An 18,893-nucleotide genomic window follows, 5' to 3' on the forward strand; every position below is an offset into this window, starting at 1 on the left:
CACCCGCTACGCGCGTAGATATGCTCGTCTGGTGACCATGCCCACCAATGCACCCAGCGCGGCCCGCACCCTCTCGGACGTCACCTCGTCCGACAGCACGCTGCGCCGCTTCCTCCACGGGCTGCCCGGCGTCGACGCGGTCGGCCTGGAGGCGCGCGCCGCCGCGCTCGGCACCCGTTCCATCAAGGCGACCGCGAAGGCGTACGCCATCGACCTCGCCATCTCGATGGTCGACCTGACGACGCTGGAAGGCGCGGACACCCCGGGCAAGGTCCGGGCGCTCGGCGCGAAGGCGGTCCGGCCCGACCCGACCGACCGCACGGCCCCCTCCACGGCCGCGGTCTGCGTCTACCCCGACATGGTGGCCGTCGCCAAGGAGGCCGTCGCCGGCTCCGGCGTGAAGGTCGCCTCGGTCGCGACCGCGTTCCCGGCCGGCCGCGCCGCGCTCGACGTGAAGCTGGCCGACGTGCGTGACGCGGTCGGCGCGGGCGCCGACGAGATCGACATGGTCATCGACCGCGGGGCGTTCCTCGCGGGCAGGTACATGAAGGTGTACGACGAGATCGTCGCCGTGAAGGAGGCCTCGGGGGCGGCCCGCCTCAAGGTCATCTTCGAGACGGGCGAGCTGTCGACGTACGACAACATCCGGCGGGCGAGCTGGCTCGGCATGCTGGCCGGGGCGGACTTCATCAAGACGTCCACCGGCAAGGTCGCCGTCAACGCCACCCCCGCCAACACCCTGCTCATGCTGGAGGCCGTCCGCGACTTCCGTGCCCAGACCGGCGTCCAGGTCGGCGTGAAGCCCGCCGGCGGCATCCGCACCAGCAAGGACGCGATCAAGTTCCTCGTCCTGGTCAACGAGACCGCGGGCGAGGACTGGCTCGACAACCACTGGTTCCGCTTCGGCGCCTCCTCGCTCCTGAACGATCTGCTGATGCAGCGTCAGAAGCTGGCCACCGGCCGCTACTCCGGCCCCGACTACGTGACGGTGGACTGATCACCATGGCATCCGCATTCACCTCCGCTTTCGAGTACGCACCGGCCGCCGAGTCCCGCTCGGTCGTCGACATCGCGCCCTCCTACGGCCTGTTCATCGACGGCGAGTTCACCGAGGCGGCGGACGGCAAGGTCTTCAAGACCGTCTCGCCGTCCACCGAGGAGGTCCTCTCCGAGATCGCCCAGGCGGGCGAGGCGGACGTCGACCGTGCCGTGCGTGCCGCCCGCAAGGCCTTCGAGAAGTGGTCCGCGCTGCCGGGCGCCGAGCGCGCGAAGTACCTCTTCCGCATCGCCCGCATCATCCAGGAGCGCTCCCGCGAGCTCGCCGTCCTGGAGACGCTGGACAACGGCAAGCCGATCAAGGAGACGCGCGACGCCGACCTGCCCCTGGTCGCCGCGCACTTCTTCTACTACGCGGGCTGGGCCGACAAGCTCGAGCACGCCGGGTTCGGGGCCTCGCCCAGGCCGCTGGGCGTGGCCGGCCAGGTCATCCCCTGGAACTTCCCCCTGCTGATGCTGGCGTGGAAGATCGCCCCGGCGCTGGCCACGGGCAACACGGTGGTGCTCAAGCCCGCCGAGACGACGCCGCTGTCCGCCCTCTTCTTCGCGGACGTCTGCCGCCAGGCGGGCCTGCCGAAGGGCGTCGTCAACATCCTTCCCGGCTACGGCGACGCGGGCGCTGCGCTCGTCGCCCACCCCGACGTGAACAAGGTGGCCTTCACCGGCTCCACGGCCGTCGGCAAGGAGATCGCGCGCACGGTCGCGGGCAGCCGCAAGAAGCTCACCCTCGAACTGGGCGGCAAGGGCGCGAACATCGTCTTCGACGACGCCCCGATCGACCAGGCCGTCGAGGGCATCGTCAGCGGCATCTTCTTCAACCAGGGCCAGGTCTGCTGCGCGGGCAGCCGTCTCCTCGTCCAGGAGTCGATCCAGGAGGAGCTGCTGGAGTCCCTCAAGCGCCGCCTGTCGACCCTGCGCCTCGGCGACCCGCTCGACAAGAACACCGACATCGGCGCGATCAACTCCGCCGAGCAGCTCTCGCGCATCACCGCCCTCGTCGAGCAGGGCGAGGCGGAGGGCGCGGAGCGCTGGTCCCCGGCCTGCGAACTGCCCACCTCGGGCTACTGGTTCGCGCCGACGCTGTTCACGAACGTCACCCAGGCGCACACCGTCGCCCGCGACGAGATCTTCGGCCCCGTGCTGTCGGTCCTCAGCTTCCGCACCCCGGACGAGGCCGTCGCGAAGGCCAACAACACGCCGTACGGGCTGTCGGCGGGCATCTGGACGGAGAAGGGCTCCCGGATCCTCGCTGTCGCGAACAAGCTCCGGGCCGGCGTCGTCTGGTCCAACACGTTCAACAAGTTCGACCCCACCTCGCCGTTCGGCGGTTACAAGGAGTCGGGATTCGGCCGCGAGGGCGGCCGCCACGGCCTGGAGGCGTACCTCGATGTCTGACCGACTGTCCGTGCTGAAGACCTACAAGCTGTACGTCGGCGGGAAGTTCCCGCGTTCCGAGAGCGGCCGGGTGTACGAGGTGACGGACTCCAAGGGCACGTGGCTGGCCAACGCGCCGCAGGCCTCCCGCAAGGACGCCCGTGACGCGGTCGTCGCCGCGCGCAAGGCGTTCGGCGGCTGGGCCGGGGCGACGGCGTACAACCGGGGCCAGGTCCTCTACCGGGTCGCGGAGATGCTGGAGGGCCGCAGGGCCCAGTTCGTCCGCGAGGTCGCCGACGCCGAGGGCCTGTCGAAGGCGAAGGCCGCCGAGCAGGTCGAGGCGACGATCGACCGCTGGGTCTGGTACGCGGGCTGGACCGACAAGATCGCCCAGGTCGTGGGCGGCGGAAACCCGGTCGCGGGCCCGTTCTTCAACCTCTCCTCGCCCGAGCCGACGGGCGTGGTCGCGGTCCTCGCCCCGCAGGAGTCGTCGTTCCTGGGGCTGGTGTCGGTGCTGGCCCCGGTGATCGCCACGGGCAACACGGCGATCGTGATCGCGAGCGAGCGGTCCCCGCTCCCGGCGCTCTCCCTGGGCGAGGTGCTGGCCACGTCGGACGTTCCCGGCGGCGTCGTCAACATCCTCTCGGGCCGCACGGCGGAGATCGCGGCGCCGCTGGCCGCGCACCAGGACGTCAACGCGATCGACCTGGCCGGCGCCGACGAGGCGCTGGCGAAGGAGCTGGAGATCGCGGCGGCCGACAACCTCAAGCGCGTCCTTCGTCCACAGCCTGTGGACGACTGGGCGGCGGTTCCGGGCATCGACCGCCTGACGGCCTTCCTGGAGACGAAGACGGTCTGGCACCCCACCGGCTCGCTGGGCGCGTCCGGATCGTCCTACTAGGCGCTCCAGGGCGCCCTCGGACGCCCTCCGGCACGTTTCGGGCGCCCCCGCAGACGCGGAAGCCGCGCCGTCCCTCCGTCCGGGGGCGGCGCGGCTTCCGTGCGTGTGCCGTGCGGGGCGCGGTCAGCCGCCGAGCACCTTCGTGACGTCCCCCACCACCGGGATCGACCCGATCGACTGGGCCTGTGCCACCGGGCCGGTCAGCATCTGGGACGTCAGCGGCCGGAAGTCGGCCAGCTGGGTGCCGACGCCGTTGTCGAGGGGGTCGACGCCGGTGCCCGCCAGCGGGTTGGGCTTGAGACCGGCGACCGTGCCGGTGACGTACGACAGGGAGCCCAGCGCGCCCTGCAGTCCGGCCTGCGGGTCGATCTGGCCGATCGAGGTGGGCCTCGTCCGCACCACGTCGGCGACGGGCCCGCCCGTGGCCGCGGCGGCGGTCCCGGCGCCCGCGCCCAGCGCCACTCCGGCGGTCGCGAGGGCGGCGAGGGCGCGCCGGCCGGTGGGGGTCTGGGGGGAGTCGTGTCGGGCCATCGTCGATGCCGCCTTCTGCTGCGCAAGGTGATCCGGTCGACACGAAGGGTAGTTGAGGTGTGACGCGCGCATCAAAGCCGACCCGCGGGGTCGTTGACGGCAGGGGGGATGCCTCACACTGGTGTCCCGTGACCTCCCCTCCGCCCATACCCACGCGAGTCGTGCTGCTCTGCGGCCCTTCCGGCTCCGGCAAGTCCCTGCTCGCCGCCCGTTGCGGCCTTCCCGTGCTGCGGCTCGACGACTTCTACAAGGAGGGGGACGACCCGACGCTGCCGCTGGTCGCGGGGAGTTCCGACATCGACTGGGACCACCCCGGCTCGTGGGACGCGGACACGGCCGTCGCCGCGATCGTGGAACTGTGCGGCACCGGCCGTACGAACGTTCCCGTGTACGACATCTCGCTCAGCGCCCGCACGGGCGAGGAGGAGATCGGGATCGGGCGGACGCCGCTGTTCATCGCGGAGGGCATCTTCGCCGCCGAGATCGTGAACCGCTGCCGGGAGCTGGGCGTCCTGGCCGACGCGCTGTGCCTGAGCCGCGGGCCGGTGAAGACGTTCCGGCGCCGCTTCCTGCGCGATCTGAAGGAGGGCCGCAAGTCGGTGCCCTTCCTGCTGCGCCGCGGCTGGCGGCTGATGCGCGCCGAACGCTCCATCGTGGCCCGCCAGACCGCGCTGGGCGCGTACGCGTGCGACCGCGACGAGGCGATGGACCGGCTGGCCGCCGCGGCGGCGGGCGACCGCACCCCGACGGCGCGCACGACCGTCTGACCCGGCGCACACGAAGAAGCGGGACTGGACGGACCCCCCGGCCCTCCAGTCCCGCTCCTTCTCGTTCCCCCGTGCTTCCCCTTTTTCCCCCGGACCCCCGGGTGGTGCTTCCCCCGTGCTTGCGCGGTACCGCTCCCCGACGTCCCCCGTCGGGTCCCCCCGGTACCGCTCCCCCGTGCTTCCCCCGTTCACCGGCTCCGCCGAGCGGAGCCGGCCCCACCCCGTTCACCCTCAGGCGACAAGCTCCCCGAAGGCGTCCTCCTCGTCACGGCCGAAGCTGAGGACCTCGTCCTCGCGCAGCCGGCGCAGGGAGCGCCAGATGCTCGACTTCACCGTGCCGACACTGATGTCGAGGATCTCCGCGATCTCCGGGTCGGTGCGGCCCTCGTAGTAGCGCAGGACCAGCATCGTCCGCTGGAGTTCGGGCAGCCGGGCCAGCGCCTGCCACAGGACCGCGCGCAGTTCCGTGCCGCGCATCGCGTCCGTGTCGCCGGGCGTCTCCGGCAGTTCCTCGGTCGGGTACTCGTTCAGCTTGCGGCGGCGCCACGCGCTGATGTGCAGGTTGGTCATGGTCCGGCGGAGGTATCCGCCGACCGCGGCCTTGTCGCTGATGCGCTCCCATGCCCGGTAGGTCGAGAACAGTGCGCTCTGCAGCAGGTCCTCGGCCTCGAAGCGGTCGCCGGTGAGGTGGTAGGCGGTGGCGTACAGGGAGGCGCGGCGCTCCTGGACGTAGGCGGTGAACTCCGCCTCGGTCAGGGAGCGACGCTCCCCCGAGCCCTCCCCGTACGCGGCTCCCCCCTGAGCCGCCCGTTCCCCCGCGTCGACCACCGCCATCAAGGCGGTGTGCTGACGCCCGGCGCCACGACCGCACCCCCGAGCGGTCACCGCGCCGGACTTCTCGGAACCCCGGTTCACGTCGTGCAGACGCGTGACGACTGCGACTGCGTTGGTGCTCATACCGTGCAGCGTGTTCATCTCGCGCCCCCCGTCGTGGACTTACGGTGTTCGGTCTCTCACGTCGGCCCGGCTTCGCTGTGCTGTTCGGCGTCGCCCTGCCTTGTGACGAAAAGATTGCCCGCGCCACTTCATCGCCGTGTCCGCCGACTGTCACAGACCTGTCACAGGGGCCTGTCACGGCAGGCGCACAGATCGCCCACAGCCGTGCGCAGTACGGCAGTCGGCCCGGTCCTCGCAGGTCATGGCTCCTCTTCGCCCTGCTTCACGCGTCCCGCCCGCGCCGCCGGGCGCAGGCCGGTTGTGTTCGACGAGCACGCGGGCCTCCCGCGCGGGTTCCTGACGGTCCGGACGGGCCCGCGCGGCGGGCTGCGGGGGTGGCTGGTTCCGTCCGATCCGGCCGCACACCCGGCCCCGCGCCCCCGCGAGGAACGGCTCGGACTGTTCGAAACCGCAGGTCCGCGGGTTGCGGACCGGCTGGACGCGGGTCCTCGGCACAGGCGGTCGCGGGACGCGGCCGGCCCGCCGCACGCCCCGCGCGCCGCCGAAACCACCCCGCTCCGGCACCCGCGCCCGGACGGGCACCGCCCCACAGGTCGAACGACAGCCCCCTCATGGGCCAGAATGAGCCCGTGCCTTCCCTGTTGCTGATCGAGGACGACGACGCCATCCGTACGGCCCTGGAGCTCTCACTGACGCGCCAGGGACACCGGGTGGCGACCGCTGCGAGCGGTGAGGACGGTCTGAAGCTGCTGCGCGAGCAACGGCCGGATCTGATCGTGCTGGACGTGATGCTGCCCGGCATCGACGGTTTCGAGGTGTGCCGTCGCATCCGGCGCACCGACCAGTTGCCGATCATCCTGCTCACCGCGCGCAGTGACGACATCGACGTGGTCGTCGGGCTGGAGTCCGGCGCCGACGACTACGTCGTCAAGCCCATCCAGGGCCGGGTGCTGGACGCCCGGATCCGGGCCGTGCTGCGGCGCGGGGAGCGGGAGTCGAGCGACGCGGCCACCTTCGGCAGCCTCGTCATCGACCGTGCCGCGATGACGGTGACGAAGAACGGCGAGGACCTCCAGCTCACCCCGACCGAGCTGCGGCTGCTGCTCGAACTGAGCCGGCGGCCCGGCCAGGCGCTGTCCCGGCAGCAGTTGCTGCGGCTGGTGTGGGAGCACGACTACCTGGGCGACTCGCGGCTGGTGGACGCCTGTGTCCAGCGGCTGCGGGCCAAGGTGGAGGACGTGCCGTCGTCCCCCGTCCTGATCCGTACCGTGCGCGGCGTCGGCTACCGCCTGGACGCCCCTCAGTGACCGAGGCGCAAGGGGGGCTGCGCGGCCGGTCCGCGGAGCGCAGGGGAAGAGTGTCACGGCTGCGTCTGACGAGCCTGCGACTGCGGCTCGTCCTGGTGTTCGGCGCGGTGGCGCTGACCGCGGCCGTGTCCGCGTCCGGCATCGCGTACTGGCTCAACCGCGAGGCCGTGCTGACCCGCACCCAGGGCTCGGTGCTGCGGGACTTCGAGCAGGAGATGCAGAACCGGGCCGGTTCGCTGCCGGAGCATCCCTCGCAGGACGAACTGCAGCACACCGCCGGGCAGATGGCCAACAGCAGCCAGCGGTTCAGCGTGCTGCTGGTGGCCGCGGACAGCAGTGGCCAGACCGTGTACGGCAGCTCGGGCGGGCTGAACGGGTTCTCGCTGGAGGACGTGCCCGGATCGCTGCGCACGGCGGTCAACAGACAGCAGGACGTCGGCGGCGGCAACAAGTCGCCGTACCACCTGTACTGGCAGCGAGTCGTGGACCACGGGACGCCGTATCTGGTGGCCGGGACGAAGGTGATCGGGGGCGGGCCGACCGGCTACATGCGCAAGTCGCTGGAGCCGGAGGCCAAGGACCTCAACTCGCTGGCCTGGTCGCTGGGGATCGCCACCGGTCTGGCGCTGGTCGGCGCCGCGCTGCTCGCGCAGGCCGCCGCCACGACCGTCCTGAAGCCGGTGCACCGGCTGGGCGTCGCGGCGCGCCGGCTCGGCGAGGGGCGGCTGGACACCCGGCTGCGGGTCTCCGGGACGGACGAACTGGCCGATCTGTCACGGACGTTCAACCGGACGGCGGAAGCGCTGGAGAAGCGGGTCGACGACATGGCCGCCCGTGACGAGGCCTCGCGCCGGTTCGTCGCCGACATGTCGCACGAGCTGCGGACGCCGCTGACCGCCATCACCACCGTCGCGGAGGTGCTGGAGGAGGAGCTGGACGCCGAGTCGGGCAGCATCGATCCGATGATCGAGCCCGCGGTGCGCCTGGTGGTCAGCGAGACGCGGCGGCTGAACACCCTCGTCGAGAACCTGATGGAGGTCACCCGCTTCGACGCGGGAACGGCCCGGCTGGTCCTGGACGACGTCGACGTCGCCGACCAGATCACCGCCTGCATCGACGCGCGCGCCTGGCTGGACGCCGTCGAGCTGGACGCCGAGCGCGGCATTCACGCCCTGCTCGACCCGCGCCGTCTGGACGTCATCCTGGCCAACCTCATCGGCAACGCGCTCAAGCACGGCGGATCGCCGGTGCGGGTGTCGGTGTCGATGGCGGACGACTCGGTCGTGATCGCGGTGCGCGACCACGGGCCCGGCATCCCCGAGGACGTGCTGCCGCACGTCTTCGACCGGTTCTACAAGGCGAGCGCCTCACGGCCGCGCTCCGAGGGCAGCGGGCTCGGTCTGTCCATCGCCCTGGAGAACGCCCACATCCACGGCGGCGGCATCACCGCCGCCAACTCCCCGGAGGGCGGCGCGGTGTTCACGCTGCGGCTGCCCCGGGGCGTCTCCGAGCGGACAGAGCACGACGGCGAGGAGGGCGACGGCGGCGATCAGGGCGTGCGGGCCGTGCCGGACAAGGGGGACGCGACGTGACCACGAGCCGTGGAGCCGTACGACGGCTGTTCGCCGTGCCCGCGCTGGCCGGCCTGGCGGCCGGTCTGCTCGCCGGCTGCGGCATCCGGGCCACCGAGGTGCCGACCGACTTCGGTCCCGCCCCCTCCCGGGTGCGCTGCTCGCTCACCGAGCCGGACGTCACGACGCAGTCCGCGCGCGCGGGTGTGCCGGTGCAGGTGTTCCTGCTGTGCGGTTCGTCGCTGGTGGCCGTGGACCGGTCCGTGCGGGTGCCGGACGGCGCGGCGGACTCCGCGCGGCGCGCGCTGGTCGCCCAGGGCCTGCTGGACGAGCTGGCCGAGTCGCCGTCGGCGGCCGAGAAGGAGGCCGGGTACACGACGGACGTGCGCGGCGGGATGACGGTGCGCGGGCCGGGCCCCAGGGACCCCGACGACACGCTGCGGCTGAGCACCCCGCCCGGGACCCTGACCTCGTACGCCCTCGCCCAGCTGGTCTGCACGTTCTCGGACTCGGCGGCCGCCGAGGGGGACGGCTCGGTGGTCCTGGGCGGTCCCGGCTCCACGCCGGTGCGCCGCTACGCCTGCACCGACGAGGTCCGCTCCCGTCCCGGCAGCGCCGAGCCCCCGTCGTCACCGGTCACCAACGACGGCTGACCCGGCCGCCCGGCCGCCCGTCACGGGGCCGCCGGCGCGGGGCCGTGGCGCGGGGCCGTGGGCGGCGGGCGGCGGGCGGCGAGTGGCGGGTTGCGGGTTGCGGGTGTGGCGGACGCCTCATACGAAGCCTGCGGCCGTCGTCGTCGCAGGTCACCGTCTGCCGGGGAGGCGCGGGACGGGAGTCGCGCGCCGGCGGCGGCAGGCGGCCCGGAACCGATCGTGCCGGGGGGCGCGTCTTGGGGGGCGTGCAGCGTCAAGGCTCCATCGGCGGCAGCGCCGCGATCCGCATCCGTGCGACCGGGATTGTTCTCCTGGCCGCCCACCTCGTGTTCGTCGCCTGGGTCACGCTGCGCCCGCTGGACGTCCCCTGGGTGCTGCCGGCCAATCTGCATCCGTTCGACGGCATCCGCGCCGACCTGCGGCTGGGCTGGCCCGAGGCGGCCCGGCGGATCGGCGCGGGGCTGGGGCTGCTGGCCCCGCTGGGCGTCCTGCTGCCGCTGGTGCACGGCAGGGTCCGGGTCTCGCCGCTCGCCTCCCTGGTCCGCACGGTCACGGCGGGCGCGTTGCTGTCGCTCGGGATCGAACTGCTGCAGACCGGCGTGCCCGGTCAGGTCGTGGACGTGGACTCGATGCTGCTGAACACCGTGGGCCTGGCCCTCGCGCATGTCGCGGTGGTGCCGGCGGTGCGCGCGCGGCTGCGCCGCAGGGACGAGCGCCTGCCGTCCGCCCCGGTCCGCCAGGAGGAGGCGGCTCAGGGTCTGACCCCGAGGATTCCCAGGGTCGGCATCGCCCCGTAGAGCGACGCTTCGTCCCCTTCGTCACCGTAGCGTCGACGTCAGATGGAGCAGCCGCAGGGGCCGCCTCCGTTCCCCACTCTCGACTTCGCTCGAGCGGGTGGGGCCCCCATCGCTCACGAAGGAGCCGCAGATGTCCAGCCTCGCCCGCCCCACCAACGGCCGCATGATCGGCGGAGTGTGCGCCGCGCTGGCCCGGCGCTTCGGCACCTCCGCGACCACGATGCGCGTGATCTTCGTGCTCTCCTGTCTGCTGCCGGGCCCGCAGTTCCTGCTCTACATAGCGCTGTGGGTGCTGTTCCCGTCGGAGGACAAGGCGGCCCGCACGGCCTGGTGACGGCCGTCCGACCGCGACGCCGTCGGGGCGCACCCGGGAGAACCGGGCGCGCCCCGACGGCGCGGTGTGTGCAGGGGCGGAGCCGCTCAGCCCAGCGGGATGCCGTTGACCGGCAGACCGTGCGTGGGCAGGCCCTGCAGCGGCAGCCCGCCGAGCAGACCGGCGACGGGCGCGGCGGGGCCCCCGGAGAGCAGCTTCTCGGCGACCGGCTGGGCGGCGGTCAGGCCCGCGTTGAGCACCGGCTGGGCCTGCGTCAGCGCCTGCCCGGCGCCGGGCAGCGCCTGGGCCACGTTCTCCGCCGGCAGCGTCCTGGTGATGCCGTCCAGGGCTTGGGTGGCGTCCGGGACCGCGGGGGCGGCGTTCGCGGCGCCCGCACCGACGGCGGCGAAGGCGGCGCCGAGAGCGGCGACACCGAGGGTCTTGGCAGCAGACTGCTTCATGATGAATGCGTCCTCGAATGGGATACGGGGAACTGAGCGGTTCTCGACCGTAAACACGCGGAGGGGTCGGCGGCAAACATCGAAATGCGGACGGATGGTGAACACCCGCCCGCATTCCGCACCCGGTAAACCCGGGGAATCAGTCCTCCGCAACCACGGACCCCCTGGTGGAGGCGGTCTGCTGGAACAGCCATTCGGACTTGAGCTCGGCGTATCCGGGCTTGATCACGTCATTGATCATGGCCAGTCGTTCATCGAAAGGAATGAATGCTGACTTCATAGCATTGACGGAGAACCACTGCAGATCGTCGAGCGTGTAGCCGAACGCGTCGACCAGGTGCTCGAATTCCCGGCTCATGCTGGTGCCGGACATCAGACGGTTGTCGGTGTTGACCGTGGCCCGGAAGTGCAGGCGGCGCAGCAGTCCGATGGGGTGCTCGGCGTAGGACGCGGCGGCGCCGGTCTGGAGGTTGGAGCTGGGGCACAGCTCCAGCGGGATGCGCTTGTCGCGCACATAGGAGGCGAGCCGGCCGAGCTTCACGCTCCCGTCGGCGGCGACCTCGATGTCGTCGATGATGCGCACCCCGTGTCCGAGCCGGTCGGCGCCGCACCACTGCAGGGCCTGCCAGATGGACGGCAGCCCGAAGGCCTCGCCGGCGTGGATGGTGAAATGGTTGTTCTCACGCTTGAGGTACTCGAAGGCGTCGAGGTGCCGGGTGGGCGGGAAGCCCGCCTCCGCGCCGGCGATGTCGAAGCCCACGACTCCCTGGTCCCGGTAGCGGTTGGCGAGTTCGGCGATCTCCAGGGAGCGGGCCGCGTGCCGCATCGCGGTGAGCAGTGCGCCGACCCGGATGCGGTGGCCGTTGTCCCGGGCCGTCCGCTCGCCCTCGCGGAAGCCCTCGTTGACGGCCTCGACGACCTCTTCGAGGCTCAGCCCGCCGTCGAGGTGCTGCTCGGGCGCGTAGCGCACCTCGGCGTAGACGACGCCGTCCTCGGCGAGGTCCTCGGCGCACTCGCGGGCGACCCGCACGAGCGCCGCGCGGGTCTGCATCACGCCGACGGTGTGCGAGAACGTCTCCAAGTACCGTTCCAGGGAACCGGAGTCGGCGGCCTCCCGGAACCAGACGCCGAGCTTGTCGGCTTCGGTCTCGGGGAGTTGGCCGTACCCGCCGTCCCGGGCGAGGTCGACGACCGTGCCGGGGCGCAGCCCGCCGTCGAGGTGGTCGTGCAGCAGAACCTTGGGTGCCCGCCGGATCTGGTCCGAGCTGGGGGCGGTGCCCGACTGGATGCTCTGGCTCGTCATTGGCGCACTCTAACTCCTACGCGCGTAGACGGCGCGTTGTACAACTACGCCGATATGTAACGGTGACCGCACGGACGGGTGGAGTACATCGGCGCTTCTGACACTGTTCTGTCATGGGACAGGAAGTGACGCCGGTTCGGACGGTCCGGCTGGGGCGGGCGCTCGGCCCGGAGCCGACGGCGGTGAGCGCGGCGGTGCTGCTGCTCCCGGGCGGCGAGGAGGTCTCCAGCCGCAGACCGTCCTCCGTGTGGGCCGCCGCCTCCGTCCGGGGCCTCGGACGCAGGCTCGCGCGGGCCGGACGCGAGGAGGGCCTGGCCGTGCACACCGTGCACTACCGCTACCGCGGCTGGAACGGCACCGAGGCGCATCCGGCCGCCGACGCCGCCTGGGCGGCCGACGAGGTGGTCCGGCGCTACGGGGACGTCCCGGTGTGTCTGGCCGGCTTCGACATGGGCGCGCGGGCGGCGCTGCGCGCGGGCGGCCACGAGGCCGTCGACTCGGTGCTGGCGATCGCGCCGTGGCTGCCGGAGGAGGACATGGCCGCGACTCCCGAACCCGTGAAGCAACTGGCGGGACGACGGGTGCTGATCGTGCACGGCACGAACGACGGGCGCTGCGACCCGGAGCTGTCGTTCCGGCTCGCGGCGCGGGCGAAGAAGGCCAACCGGGACGTGTGCCGGTTCGAAGTGCACTCCGACGGCCACCGGTTGCACCAGTACCGGGCCGAAGTCCACGCCCTGGCCGAGGACTTCGTCATGGGCACGCTGTTCGGGCGGGCGCTGTCCCGGCCGGTGGCGGACGCGCTGGCGGCTCCGCCGCCGCTGGGGCTGCGGATGCCGCTGGCGGTCGGCTTCGGCAGGTCGCTGCGCCGGTGACCGCGCACCGGTCCGCCCTCAGGTCGGCAGCAGGTTGCCCCTCCTCGACAGCAGGAACTTCTTGAACGCCGCCACCGGGGGCGTGTCGGGGTGGCCGTCCAGCCAGGCGACGCCGATCTCGCGGGCGGCGCGCGGGGCGGTCACGGTCAGTTCCACGACCCCCGGGCGGGCCACGGCGGGCGGCGGCAGCAGCGCCACCCCCAGACCGGCCGCCACCAGCCCCCTCAGCGTCTCGGCCTCCTCGCCCTCGAAGGCGACCCGAGGGCGGAACCCGGCCTCCTTGCACAGGTCGTCGGTGATGCGGCGCAGACCGTAGCCGGGCTCCAGGGTCACGAAGGTCTCGTCGGCGGCCTCGGCCAGGCGGACCCTCCGGCGGCCGGCGAGGCGGTGGTCGGCCGGGACGACCAGACGCAGCTTCTGCTCGTCGAGCCGGCGGGCGACCAGGTCGGGGGCGTCCGGGACCGGGGAGGTCAGGCACAGGTCCAGCTCGCCCGCCCGCAGCCGCTCGATCATCGCCTCGCCGTAGTTCTGGACGAGGCTGAAGCGCACGCGCGGGTGGTCCGCGCGGAAGGCGTGGATCAGGCCCGGGACGGTCTCCGCGCCCATGGTGTGCAGGAAGCCGAACGCGACCTTGCCGGTGGCCGGGTCGGCGTCGGCCCGCACCTCGTCGGCGGCCCGCCCGACCTCGGCGAGGGCCCGCTCGACGGAGGCGAGGAAGGTGCGTCCCGCGGGGGTGAGGGAGACCGTGCGGCCACGGCGGGCGAACAGGTCGACGCCGAGGTCCTGTTCCAGGCGGACCATGGCCCGCGAGAGCGTCGACTGGGGGACGTTCATCTCCTGGGCGGCCCGCGTGACGTGCTCGGTGCGGGCGACCCCGGCGAAGTACGCGAGCCGGGGCGCCAGCCGCCTCGCCATGTCCGCCGTGTCTTCTGTGTCACCGGACGGTGACAGCCGAGCCTGTGACCTCTGCTGATGCGCCATGGGAACGATTATGACGATTCCGTGCATTGGACGGATGAGCGGGGGCGTACGTAGCTTCGAGGCATGTCTCCCGCCAGTACCGGGGCGTCCACCACCGTGGGCGCCACCTCGTCCGTCCCCGCCCCCTCGCCCGCCGTGGCGCCCGCCGTCGCGTCGCACGCCGTCGGCTCCCGTACGGCCCCGGCCCCTGCCGACTCCCGTATGGCCCCCGGCGGCCCCGGCTACCGCCGGATGAGCTTCGCCCTCTTCCTCGCCGGGGTCGCGACGTTCGCCCTGCTGTACTCCACGCAGGCGCTGCTGCCGCTGATCTCCGGCGACTTCGGGGTGCCGGCGAGCCAGGCGAGCTGGACGGTGGCGGCGGCGACCGGCGGACTGGCCCTGTTCGTGCTGCCGATGAGCGCCCTGTCGGAGCGCTACGGCCGCCGCACGGTGATGACGGCCTCGCTGGCGGTCGCGGTGGCCGTGGGCGTGCTCGTCCCCTTCGCCCCCTCCCTGGGCGCGCTGGTCGTGCTGCGGGCGGTCCAGGGCGCCGCGCTGGCCGGGCTCCCGGCCTCGGCGACCGCCTATCTCGCGGAGGAGGTCCGGCCGAAGGCGCTCGTCACGGCCATCGGTCTGTTCGTGGCGGGCAACAGCGTCGGCGGGATGAGCGGCCGGGTCATCACCGGCTGGGTCGCGCAGGAGTGGGGCTGGCGGATCGCGGTCGGCGTGATCGGCGCGCTGGCGGTGGCCTGCGCGATCGCCTTCCGGCTGCTGCTGCCGGCTCCGAAGCACTTCAGGACGGGCTCCCTGGCCCCCCGCGTCCTGGCCCGTACCGTCCGCGACCACCTGGCCGACCCGCTGCTGCGCCGGCTGTACGCCATCGGCGCGCTGTTCATGACCGTCTTCGGCGGCGTGTACACCGTCATCGGATACCGCCTGACGGAGGCGCCGTTCTCCCTCCCGCAGGGCATCGTCGGCTCCATCTTCCTGGTGTACCTGGTGGGCACGGTGTCGGCGTCGACCGCGGGCCGGCTGGTCGGCCGGCTCGGCCGCCGGGGCGCGCTGTACCTGGCCGGCGGCACGACGGCGGCGGGGCTGCTGCTGTCCCTGGCGGACTCGCTGGCGCCGGTCCTGCTGGGCCTGGTCCTGATCACGGCGGGCTTCTTCGCGGGGCACGCGGTGGCGTCCTCGGCGGTCAGCAAGACGGCGACCACCGGTCGCGCACAGGCCTCCGCCCTCTACCAGTCCTCGTACTACGTCGGCTCCAGCGTCGGCTCCACGGTGGGCGCGACGGCCTTCCGCGCGGGCGGCTGGTCCGGCACGGTCGGCGTGGGCGTCCTGGCGGTGCTCGGCGTCGTGGCGATCACCGCTCTCGGGACCCGCGCGGCGCGGGTCGCCGCACGACGGGACGTCCTGGTGGCCGCTCGCTGAGCTCCTGCCCCCTCCGTCGTGGGACTTCGGGATCGATCGCGGCGGCCTCGTCGAGGCGGTGGCGGTGACATCTGCGGTGCCGGTGCGGCGACCGGACCGGGCGCGGTCGCGCACCGCCCCTTCGCACGGCCCTGCACACCGCCTTCCACCTGCGCTTTCGTCGACTCGGCGGGCCATTGTCAGTGGGCTGCGGTAGCTTCCGAAGTGGTGGGCGCGAAGACGCGTGACAGGACGGCCACAGGGGTGGGTGGACGATGGGCAACAGCACCGCGACGACGACGGACCTCGACGTCGCACTGGAGAAGCACCGGACCGAGCTGACCGGGTACTGCTACCGCATGCTCGGCTCGTCCTTCGAGGCGGAGGACGCGGTGCAGGACACCCTGGTGCGCGCCTGGCGGAGCTACGACAATTTCGAGGGCCGCTCCAGTCTGCGCTCCTGGCTGTACCGGATCGCCACGAACGTCTGCCTGGACATGCTGACGGCCGGCAACAAGCGGGCCCGTCCGATGGACCTCACCGACTCCACCCCGCTCGCCCGGGCCGCGCTCTCCCCCCGCCCCGACAACACCTGGCTGGAACCGATGCCCGACGCCCGAGTGCTGCCCACCGTGGAGGACCCGGCCGACGCGGCGGTCGCCAAGGAGTCGGTGCGGCTGGCGTTCATGGCGGCGCTGCAGCAGCTCCCGCCGAAGCAGCGGGCCGTGCTGATCCTGCGGGAGGTGCTGGCGTGGCGGGCGAGCGAGGTCGCCGAGCTGCTCGACACCTCGGTCGCCTCGGTCAACAGCGCGCTGCAGCGGGCGCGGGCGACACTGTCCGAGCAGAAGGCCTCCGGCGCGGACGCGGCGGTGTCGGATCCGCTGGACGAGGAACAGCAGAAGCTCCTCGAACGCTATGTGGCGGCCTTCGAGGGCTACGACATGACGGCGCTGACGGCTCTGCTGCACGAGGACGCCGTCATGACGATGCCGCCGTTCGACCTGTGGCTGACCGGCCATGACGACATCACCGGCTTCATGACCACGCTCGGCTCCGCCTGCGAGGGTTCGCGGCTGCTGCCGGTCCAGGTCAACGGCCTGCCGGGCTTCGCCCAGTACAAGCCGGACCCGGACAAGGGCGGCCACAGCCCCTGGGCGATCCAGGTCCTCGAGATCTCAGAGGGCCGCCTCACCGGGTTCCACTTCTACCTCGACACCCAGCGCTGGTTCCCCCTCTTCGGCCTCCCCCTCCACCTCGACGGGGAGCCCGACGAGGTCCAGCAGGGCGCGTAGCGCGGGGTCGGGAGCGCGCAGCCGTATCCGCCCGCCGGCCCGCCGGGCGGCCAGCTGCAGCCGCGCCAGCAGGTCGACGGCGGCCAGCCCGGGCGGCCCGATCCCGGCGACGTCGCAGACGACGACCCGGGCTCCGGCGCCGGGGCCGGCGAGCAGCGCGAAGACGGCGTCGCCCAGCCCGGTCGCCTGTTCTCGGGCGACCGGGCCGGTCAGGGTGAGCACGGGGGGTGTCGTCGCTTCCACGATCGGTAGACCGCGCCCGACGCCTCAATTCATCGGCGACGCCCGGAGACCGGTCCTACTCGGCGGGGAACTCGCCGGTGTCCAGCTTCAACCCGAACGGCTCGGGCAGCTCTACGGTGTCACCGAACTTGCCTGCCCACAGGACGCGGTAGACGTCCCCGTGGGGCTCCCCGTACAGGGTGACGGTCGGTCCACCCGGTGCCCAACCGTCGATGAGGAGGTACAGCGGGACACCGGCTTGGGCATAGCCGGCAGCCTTCTTGATGCGGTCGTTGCTCGCGTTGGTCTTGGATGTGATCTCGACGATCAGCTCGGCCGCGGACGCGGGAATGCAGTTGCCGTCCTCCGCTCGCAGGACCTCCTTGGGCGCCACCGCGATGTCCGGGATGTAGAGCCCCTCACGTGACGGCACCGCCGTGCCCAACGTCTGGTAGATGCCCCACTCCCGTGGGATCACCTGGTACAGCTCTCGCTGCACTTGGTCCGCGATGTCGTTGTGAGCGTTGGACGGTGGTGGTGCCACGGTGACGATCCCCTCGATGATCTCCACCTTGCAGCCCTCGGGCGCGTCCGTCTCCTGCCAGATCCGGACGAGGCCGTCCCACTCGTGGCCTTCGGCCGTGGAGTGGTCGACCGTGAGTGCGCTCATGGCGGTCTCCTTGTCGGTGCGTCACCGAGTCCAGCATGCCGAACGGGACCGGCGGCGGTCCACCGATCCCGTTCACCCGATAGGGGGCTGTGACGCCGGCGGCCTCCGGCCGCGGGCAGGTCAGGCGATGCGTTCCAGCACGACCGGGGAGGCGGTGAACGCGGTGCCGGGGGCCTCGACGTCGTACGCGCCCTCGACGGCCTGGAGGGCGTAGTCGAAGCGCTCCGGGGTGTCGGTGTGCAGCGTCAGCAGCGGCTGGCCGGCCGTGACCGTGTCGCCGGGCTTGGCGTGCAGCTCGACGCCCGCGCCCGCCTGCACCGGGTCCTCCTTGCGGGCGCGCCCCGCGCCCAGCCGCCAGGCGGCGACTCCGATGCCGTAGGCGTCGAGGCGGGTCAGCACGCCCGAGGACGGGGCCTTGATCACGTGCTGTTCCTTCGAGGTGGGCAGCGGCGCGTCCGGGTCGCCGCCCTGGGCCGCGATCATGCGGCGCCAGACGTCCATGGCCGAGCCGTCGGCCAGGGCCTTCGCCGGGTCGGCGTCCTTCACGCCCGCCGCGTCCAGCATCTCGCGGGCCAGCGCGAGGGTGAGCTCCACGACGTCCGCGGGGCCGCCGCCGGCCAGGACCTCGACGGACTCGCGGACCTCCAGGGCGTTGCCCGCGGTCAGACCGAGCGGGGTGGACATGTCCGTCAGCAGCGCGACGGTCTTCACGCCGTGGTCGGTGCCCAGGCCGACCATCGTCGAGGCGAGCTCACGGGCGTCCTCGATGTTCTTCATGAAGGCGCCGGTGCCGACCTTCACGTCCAGGACCAGCGAGCCCGTGCCCTCGGCGATCTTCTTCGACATGATCGACGAGGCGATCAGCGGGATCGCCTCCACCGTGCCGGTCACGTCCCGCAGGGCGTACAGCTTCTTGTCGGCCGGGGCCAGGCCGTCGCCCGCCGCGCAGATCACCGCGCCCGTGCCGTCCAGCACCGACAGCATCTCCTCGTTGGAGAGCAGGGCGCGCCAGCCGGGGATCGACTCCAGCTTGTCCAGCGTGCCGCCGGTGTGGCCGAGGCCGCGGCCGGAGAGCTGCGGGACGGCCGCGCCGCAGGCCGCCACCAGGGGGGCCAGCGGGAGGGTGATCTTGTCGCCGACGCCGCCCGTGGAGTGCTTGTCGGCCGTCGGGCGGGACAGGGAGGAGAACTCCATGCGCTCGCCGGAGGCGATCATCGCCGCGGTCCAGCGGGCGATCTCACGGCGGTTCATGCCGTTGAGGAGGATGGCCATCGCGAGCGCGGACATCTGCTCGTCGGCGACCTCCCCGCGGGTGTACGCGTCGATGACCCAGTCGATCTGTTCGTCGCTGAGCTCGCCGCGGTCCCGCTTGGCGCGGATGACGGAGATGGCGTCCATGGCCATGGCTTGGCTTCCTTCCGAGGGTTCCAGAAGCCGCACGGCCCCTCGGGGCGAGTCGCCGGAGCAACTCGG

At 72.6% G+C, this 18,893-nt stretch carries 20 protein-coding genes; 12 read left to right on the forward strand and 8 right to left on the reverse strand.

Going from position 1 to position 18,893, the window contains the following annotated elements; genetic code table 11:
- The first annotated feature begins 37 nt into the window (after positions 1-37).
- The 3 genes from deoC to Sri02f_RS21550 are packed head-to-tail and all read left to right on the forward strand — an operon-like array spanning position 38 to position 3,331.
- Positions 38-997 (forward strand): deoxyribose-phosphate aldolase, encoded by a 960-nt coding sequence (deoC, locus tag Sri02f_RS21540; RefSeq protein WP_109003202.1) that lies wholly within the window; start codon positions 38-40, stop codon positions 995-997.
- Positions 998-1,002: 5 nt separating this feature from the next.
- Positions 1,003-2,451: an aldehyde dehydrogenase family protein gene (locus Sri02f_RS21545; RefSeq protein WP_109002948.1), complete on the forward strand. Its 1,449-nt coding sequence runs from the start codon at positions 1,003-1,005 to the stop codon at positions 2,449-2,451.
- On the forward strand, positions 2,444-3,331 hold the full coding sequence (locus tag Sri02f_RS21550; RefSeq protein WP_109002949.1) for an aldehyde dehydrogenase family protein: 888 nt from the start codon (positions 2,444-2,446) through the stop codon (positions 3,329-3,331). Before Sri02f_RS21545 ends, Sri02f_RS21550 begins: the two co-directional genes overlap by 8 nt.
- A gap of 123 nt (positions 3,332-3,454) precedes the next feature.
- Here the strand turns inward: Sri02f_RS21550 and Sri02f_RS21555 are convergent, their stop codons facing one another.
- The gene (locus Sri02f_RS21555; protein WP_109002950.1) at positions 3,455-3,862 is read right to left on the reverse strand and encodes a hypothetical protein; all 408 of its coding nucleotides are present in this window, start codon (positions 3,860-3,862) and stop codon (positions 3,455-3,457) included.
- Positions 3,863-3,921: 59 nt separating this feature from the next.
- On the opposite strand from Sri02f_RS21555, the gene Sri02f_RS21560 reads away from it, so the two are divergent.
- Positions 3,922-4,629 (forward strand): uridine kinase family protein, encoded by a 708-nt coding sequence (locus Sri02f_RS21560; protein ID WP_109002951.1) that lies wholly within the window; start codon positions 3,922-3,924, stop codon positions 4,627-4,629.
- Positions 4,630-4,860: 231 nt separating this feature from the next.
- Here Sri02f_RS21560 and Sri02f_RS21565 read toward each other — a convergent pair whose 3' ends face one another.
- The gene (locus tag Sri02f_RS21565; protein ID WP_109002952.1) at positions 4,861-5,604 is read right to left on the reverse strand and encodes a SigE family RNA polymerase sigma factor; all 744 of its coding nucleotides are present in this window, start codon (positions 5,602-5,604) and stop codon (positions 4,861-4,863) included.
- Between the two features lie 611 nt (positions 5,605-6,215).
- On the opposite strand from Sri02f_RS21565, the gene afsQ1 reads away from it, so the two are divergent.
- The 5 genes from afsQ1 to Sri02f_RS21590 all read left to right on the forward strand — a co-directional run bounded on the left by afsQ1 (position 6,216) and on the right by Sri02f_RS21590 (position 10,248).
- Positions 6,216-6,893 (forward strand): two-component system response regulator AfsQ1, encoded by a 678-nt coding sequence (afsQ1, locus tag Sri02f_RS21570; protein WP_057584528.1) that lies wholly within the window; start codon positions 6,216-6,218, stop codon positions 6,891-6,893.
- Positions 6,890-8,485: an ATP-binding protein gene (locus Sri02f_RS21575; protein ID WP_245970716.1), complete on the forward strand. Its 1,596-nt coding sequence runs from the start codon at positions 6,890-6,892 to the stop codon at positions 8,483-8,485. Before afsQ1 ends, Sri02f_RS21575 begins: the two co-directional genes overlap by 4 nt.
- Positions 8,482-9,117 carry a hypothetical protein gene (locus tag Sri02f_RS21580; protein WP_373865113.1) on the forward strand — a complete coding sequence of 212 codons (636 nt, stop codon included), beginning with the start codon at positions 8,482-8,484 and terminating at the stop codon, positions 9,115-9,117. The genes Sri02f_RS21575 and Sri02f_RS21580 overlap by 4 nt, the downstream gene beginning before the upstream one ends.
- A 245-nt stretch (positions 9,118-9,362) precedes the next feature.
- A complete protein-coding gene (locus Sri02f_RS21585) occupies positions 9,363-9,914 on the forward strand; it encodes a VanZ family protein (protein ID WP_109002953.1) in 552 nt (183 codons plus the stop codon).
- Positions 9,915-10,044: 130 nt separating this feature from the next.
- The gene (locus Sri02f_RS21590) at positions 10,045-10,248 is read left to right on the forward strand and encodes a PspC domain-containing protein (RefSeq protein WP_109002954.1); all 204 of its coding nucleotides are present in this window, start codon (positions 10,045-10,047) and stop codon (positions 10,246-10,248) included.
- Positions 10,249-10,334: 86 nt separating this feature from the next.
- On the opposite strand, the gene Sri02f_RS21595 is transcribed toward Sri02f_RS21590, so the two are convergent.
- Both Sri02f_RS21595 and Sri02f_RS21600 read right to left on the reverse strand, forming a co-directional pair.
- The gene (locus Sri02f_RS21595; protein ID WP_109002955.1) at positions 10,335-10,688 is read right to left on the reverse strand and encodes an ATP-binding protein; all 354 of its coding nucleotides are present in this window, start codon (positions 10,686-10,688) and stop codon (positions 10,335-10,337) included.
- Positions 10,689-10,827: 139 nt separating this feature from the next.
- Entirely contained in the window at positions 10,828-11,991 is a 1,164-nt protein-coding gene (locus Sri02f_RS21600) for an adenosine deaminase (RefSeq protein WP_109002956.1), read from the reverse strand.
- Positions 11,992-12,104: 113 nt separating this feature from the next.
- Here Sri02f_RS21600 and Sri02f_RS21605 point away from each other — a divergent pair, with 113 nt between their 5' ends.
- Positions 12,105-12,866 carry an alpha/beta hydrolase gene (locus tag Sri02f_RS21605; protein WP_109002957.1) on the forward strand — a complete coding sequence of 254 codons (762 nt, stop codon included), beginning with the start codon at positions 12,105-12,107 and terminating at the stop codon, positions 12,864-12,866.
- Positions 12,867-12,884: 18 nt separating this feature from the next.
- On the opposite strand, the gene Sri02f_RS21610 is transcribed toward Sri02f_RS21605, so the two are convergent.
- Complete coding sequence (locus Sri02f_RS21610; RefSeq protein WP_109003204.1) at positions 12,885-13,847, reverse strand: LysR family transcriptional regulator; 963 nt, start codon at positions 13,845-13,847, stop codon at positions 12,885-12,887.
- A gap of 63 nt (positions 13,848-13,910) precedes the next feature.
- Between Sri02f_RS21610 and Sri02f_RS21615 the strand changes: the two genes are divergently transcribed.
- Both Sri02f_RS21615 and Sri02f_RS21620 read left to right on the forward strand, forming a co-directional pair.
- Positions 13,911-15,257 (forward strand): MFS transporter, encoded by a 1,347-nt coding sequence (locus tag Sri02f_RS21615; RefSeq protein ID WP_174855681.1) that lies wholly within the window; start codon positions 13,911-13,913, stop codon positions 15,255-15,257.
- A 254-nt stretch (positions 15,258-15,511) separates the two neighbouring features.
- Positions 15,512-16,528: a sigma-70 family RNA polymerase sigma factor gene (locus Sri02f_RS21620; protein ID WP_109002959.1), complete on the forward strand. Its 1,017-nt coding sequence runs from the start codon at positions 15,512-15,514 to the stop codon at positions 16,526-16,528.
- Here Sri02f_RS21620 and Sri02f_RS21625 read toward each other — a convergent pair.
- The 3 genes from Sri02f_RS21625 to Sri02f_RS21635 all read right to left on the reverse strand — a co-directional run bounded on the left by Sri02f_RS21625 (position 16,412) and on the right by Sri02f_RS21635 (position 18,824).
- Positions 16,412-16,771 (reverse strand): STAS domain-containing protein, encoded by a 360-nt coding sequence (locus tag Sri02f_RS21625; RefSeq protein ID WP_159106759.1) that lies wholly within the window; start codon positions 16,769-16,771, stop codon positions 16,412-16,414. The genes Sri02f_RS21620 and Sri02f_RS21625 overlap by 117 nt on opposite strands.
- Positions 16,772-16,826: 55 nt before the next feature.
- Positions 16,827-17,420 (reverse strand): Uma2 family endonuclease, encoded by a 594-nt coding sequence (locus Sri02f_RS21630; RefSeq protein WP_109002960.1) that lies wholly within the window; start codon positions 17,418-17,420, stop codon positions 16,827-16,829.
- Positions 17,421-17,540: 120 nt separating this feature from the next.
- The gene (locus Sri02f_RS21635; protein ID WP_109002961.1) at positions 17,541-18,824 is read right to left on the reverse strand and encodes a thymidine phosphorylase; all 1,284 of its coding nucleotides are present in this window, start codon (positions 18,822-18,824) and stop codon (positions 17,541-17,543) included.
- Positions 18,825-18,893: the final 69 nt, after the last annotated feature.

The sequence above is a fragment of the Streptomyces rishiriensis genome (genome assembly GCF_003112535.1).
In the GTDB taxonomy this organism is placed as follows: domain Bacteria; phylum Actinomycetota; class Actinomycetes; order Streptomycetales; family Streptomycetaceae; genus Streptomyces; species Streptomyces rishiriensis.

What these genes read in the sequence shown, in the direction of transcription:
- Sri02f_RS21565 (WP_109002952.1), bottom strand. Translation starts at nt 5,604, where the DNA reads ATGAACACGCTGCACGGTATGAGCACCAACGCAGTCGCAGTCGTCACG.
- Sri02f_RS21605 (WP_109002957.1), top strand. Translation starts at nt 12,105, where the DNA reads ATGGGACAGGAAGTGACGCCGGTTCGGACGGTCCGGCTGGGGCGGGCG.
- Sri02f_RS21635 (WP_109002961.1), bottom strand. Translation starts at nt 18,824, where the DNA reads ATGGCCATGGACGCCATCTCCGTCATCCGCGCCAAGCGGGACCGCGGC.
- Sri02f_RS21620 (WP_109002959.1), top strand. Translation starts at nt 15,512, where the DNA reads ATGGGCAACAGCACCGCGACGACGACGGACCTCGACGTCGCACTGGAG.
- Sri02f_RS21600 (WP_109002956.1), bottom strand. Translation starts at nt 11,991, where the DNA reads ATGACGAGCCAGAGCATCCAGTCGGGCACCGCCCCCAGCTCGGACCAG.
- Sri02f_RS21555 (WP_109002950.1), bottom strand. Translation starts at nt 3,862, where the DNA reads ATGGCCCGACACGACTCCCCCCAGACCCCCACCGGCCGGCGCGCCCTC.
- Sri02f_RS21595 (WP_109002955.1), bottom strand. Translation starts at nt 10,688, where the DNA reads ATGAAGCAGTCTGCTGCCAAGACCCTCGGTGTCGCCGCTCTCGGCGCC.
- Sri02f_RS21610 (WP_109003204.1), bottom strand. Translation starts at nt 13,847, where the DNA reads ATGGCGCATCAGCAGAGGTCACAGGCTCGGCTGTCACCGTCCGGTGAC.
- Sri02f_RS21615 (WP_174855681.1), top strand. Translation starts at nt 13,911, where the DNA reads ATGTCTCCCGCCAGTACCGGGGCGTCCACCACCGTGGGCGCCACCTCG.
- Sri02f_RS21590 (WP_109002954.1), top strand. Translation starts at nt 10,045, where the DNA reads ATGTCCAGCCTCGCCCGCCCCACCAACGGCCGCATGATCGGCGGAGTG.
- deoC (WP_109003202.1), top strand. Translation starts at nt 38, where the DNA reads ATGCCCACCAATGCACCCAGCGCGGCCCGCACCCTCTCGGACGTCACC.
- Sri02f_RS21550 (WP_109002949.1), top strand. Translation starts at nt 2,444, where the DNA reads ATGTCTGACCGACTGTCCGTGCTGAAGACCTACAAGCTGTACGTCGGC.
- Sri02f_RS21630 (WP_109002960.1), bottom strand. Translation starts at nt 17,420, where the DNA reads ATGAGCGCACTCACGGTCGACCACTCCACGGCCGAAGGCCACGAGTGG.
- Sri02f_RS21545 (WP_109002948.1), top strand. Translation starts at nt 1,003, where the DNA reads ATGGCATCCGCATTCACCTCCGCTTTCGAGTACGCACCGGCCGCCGAG.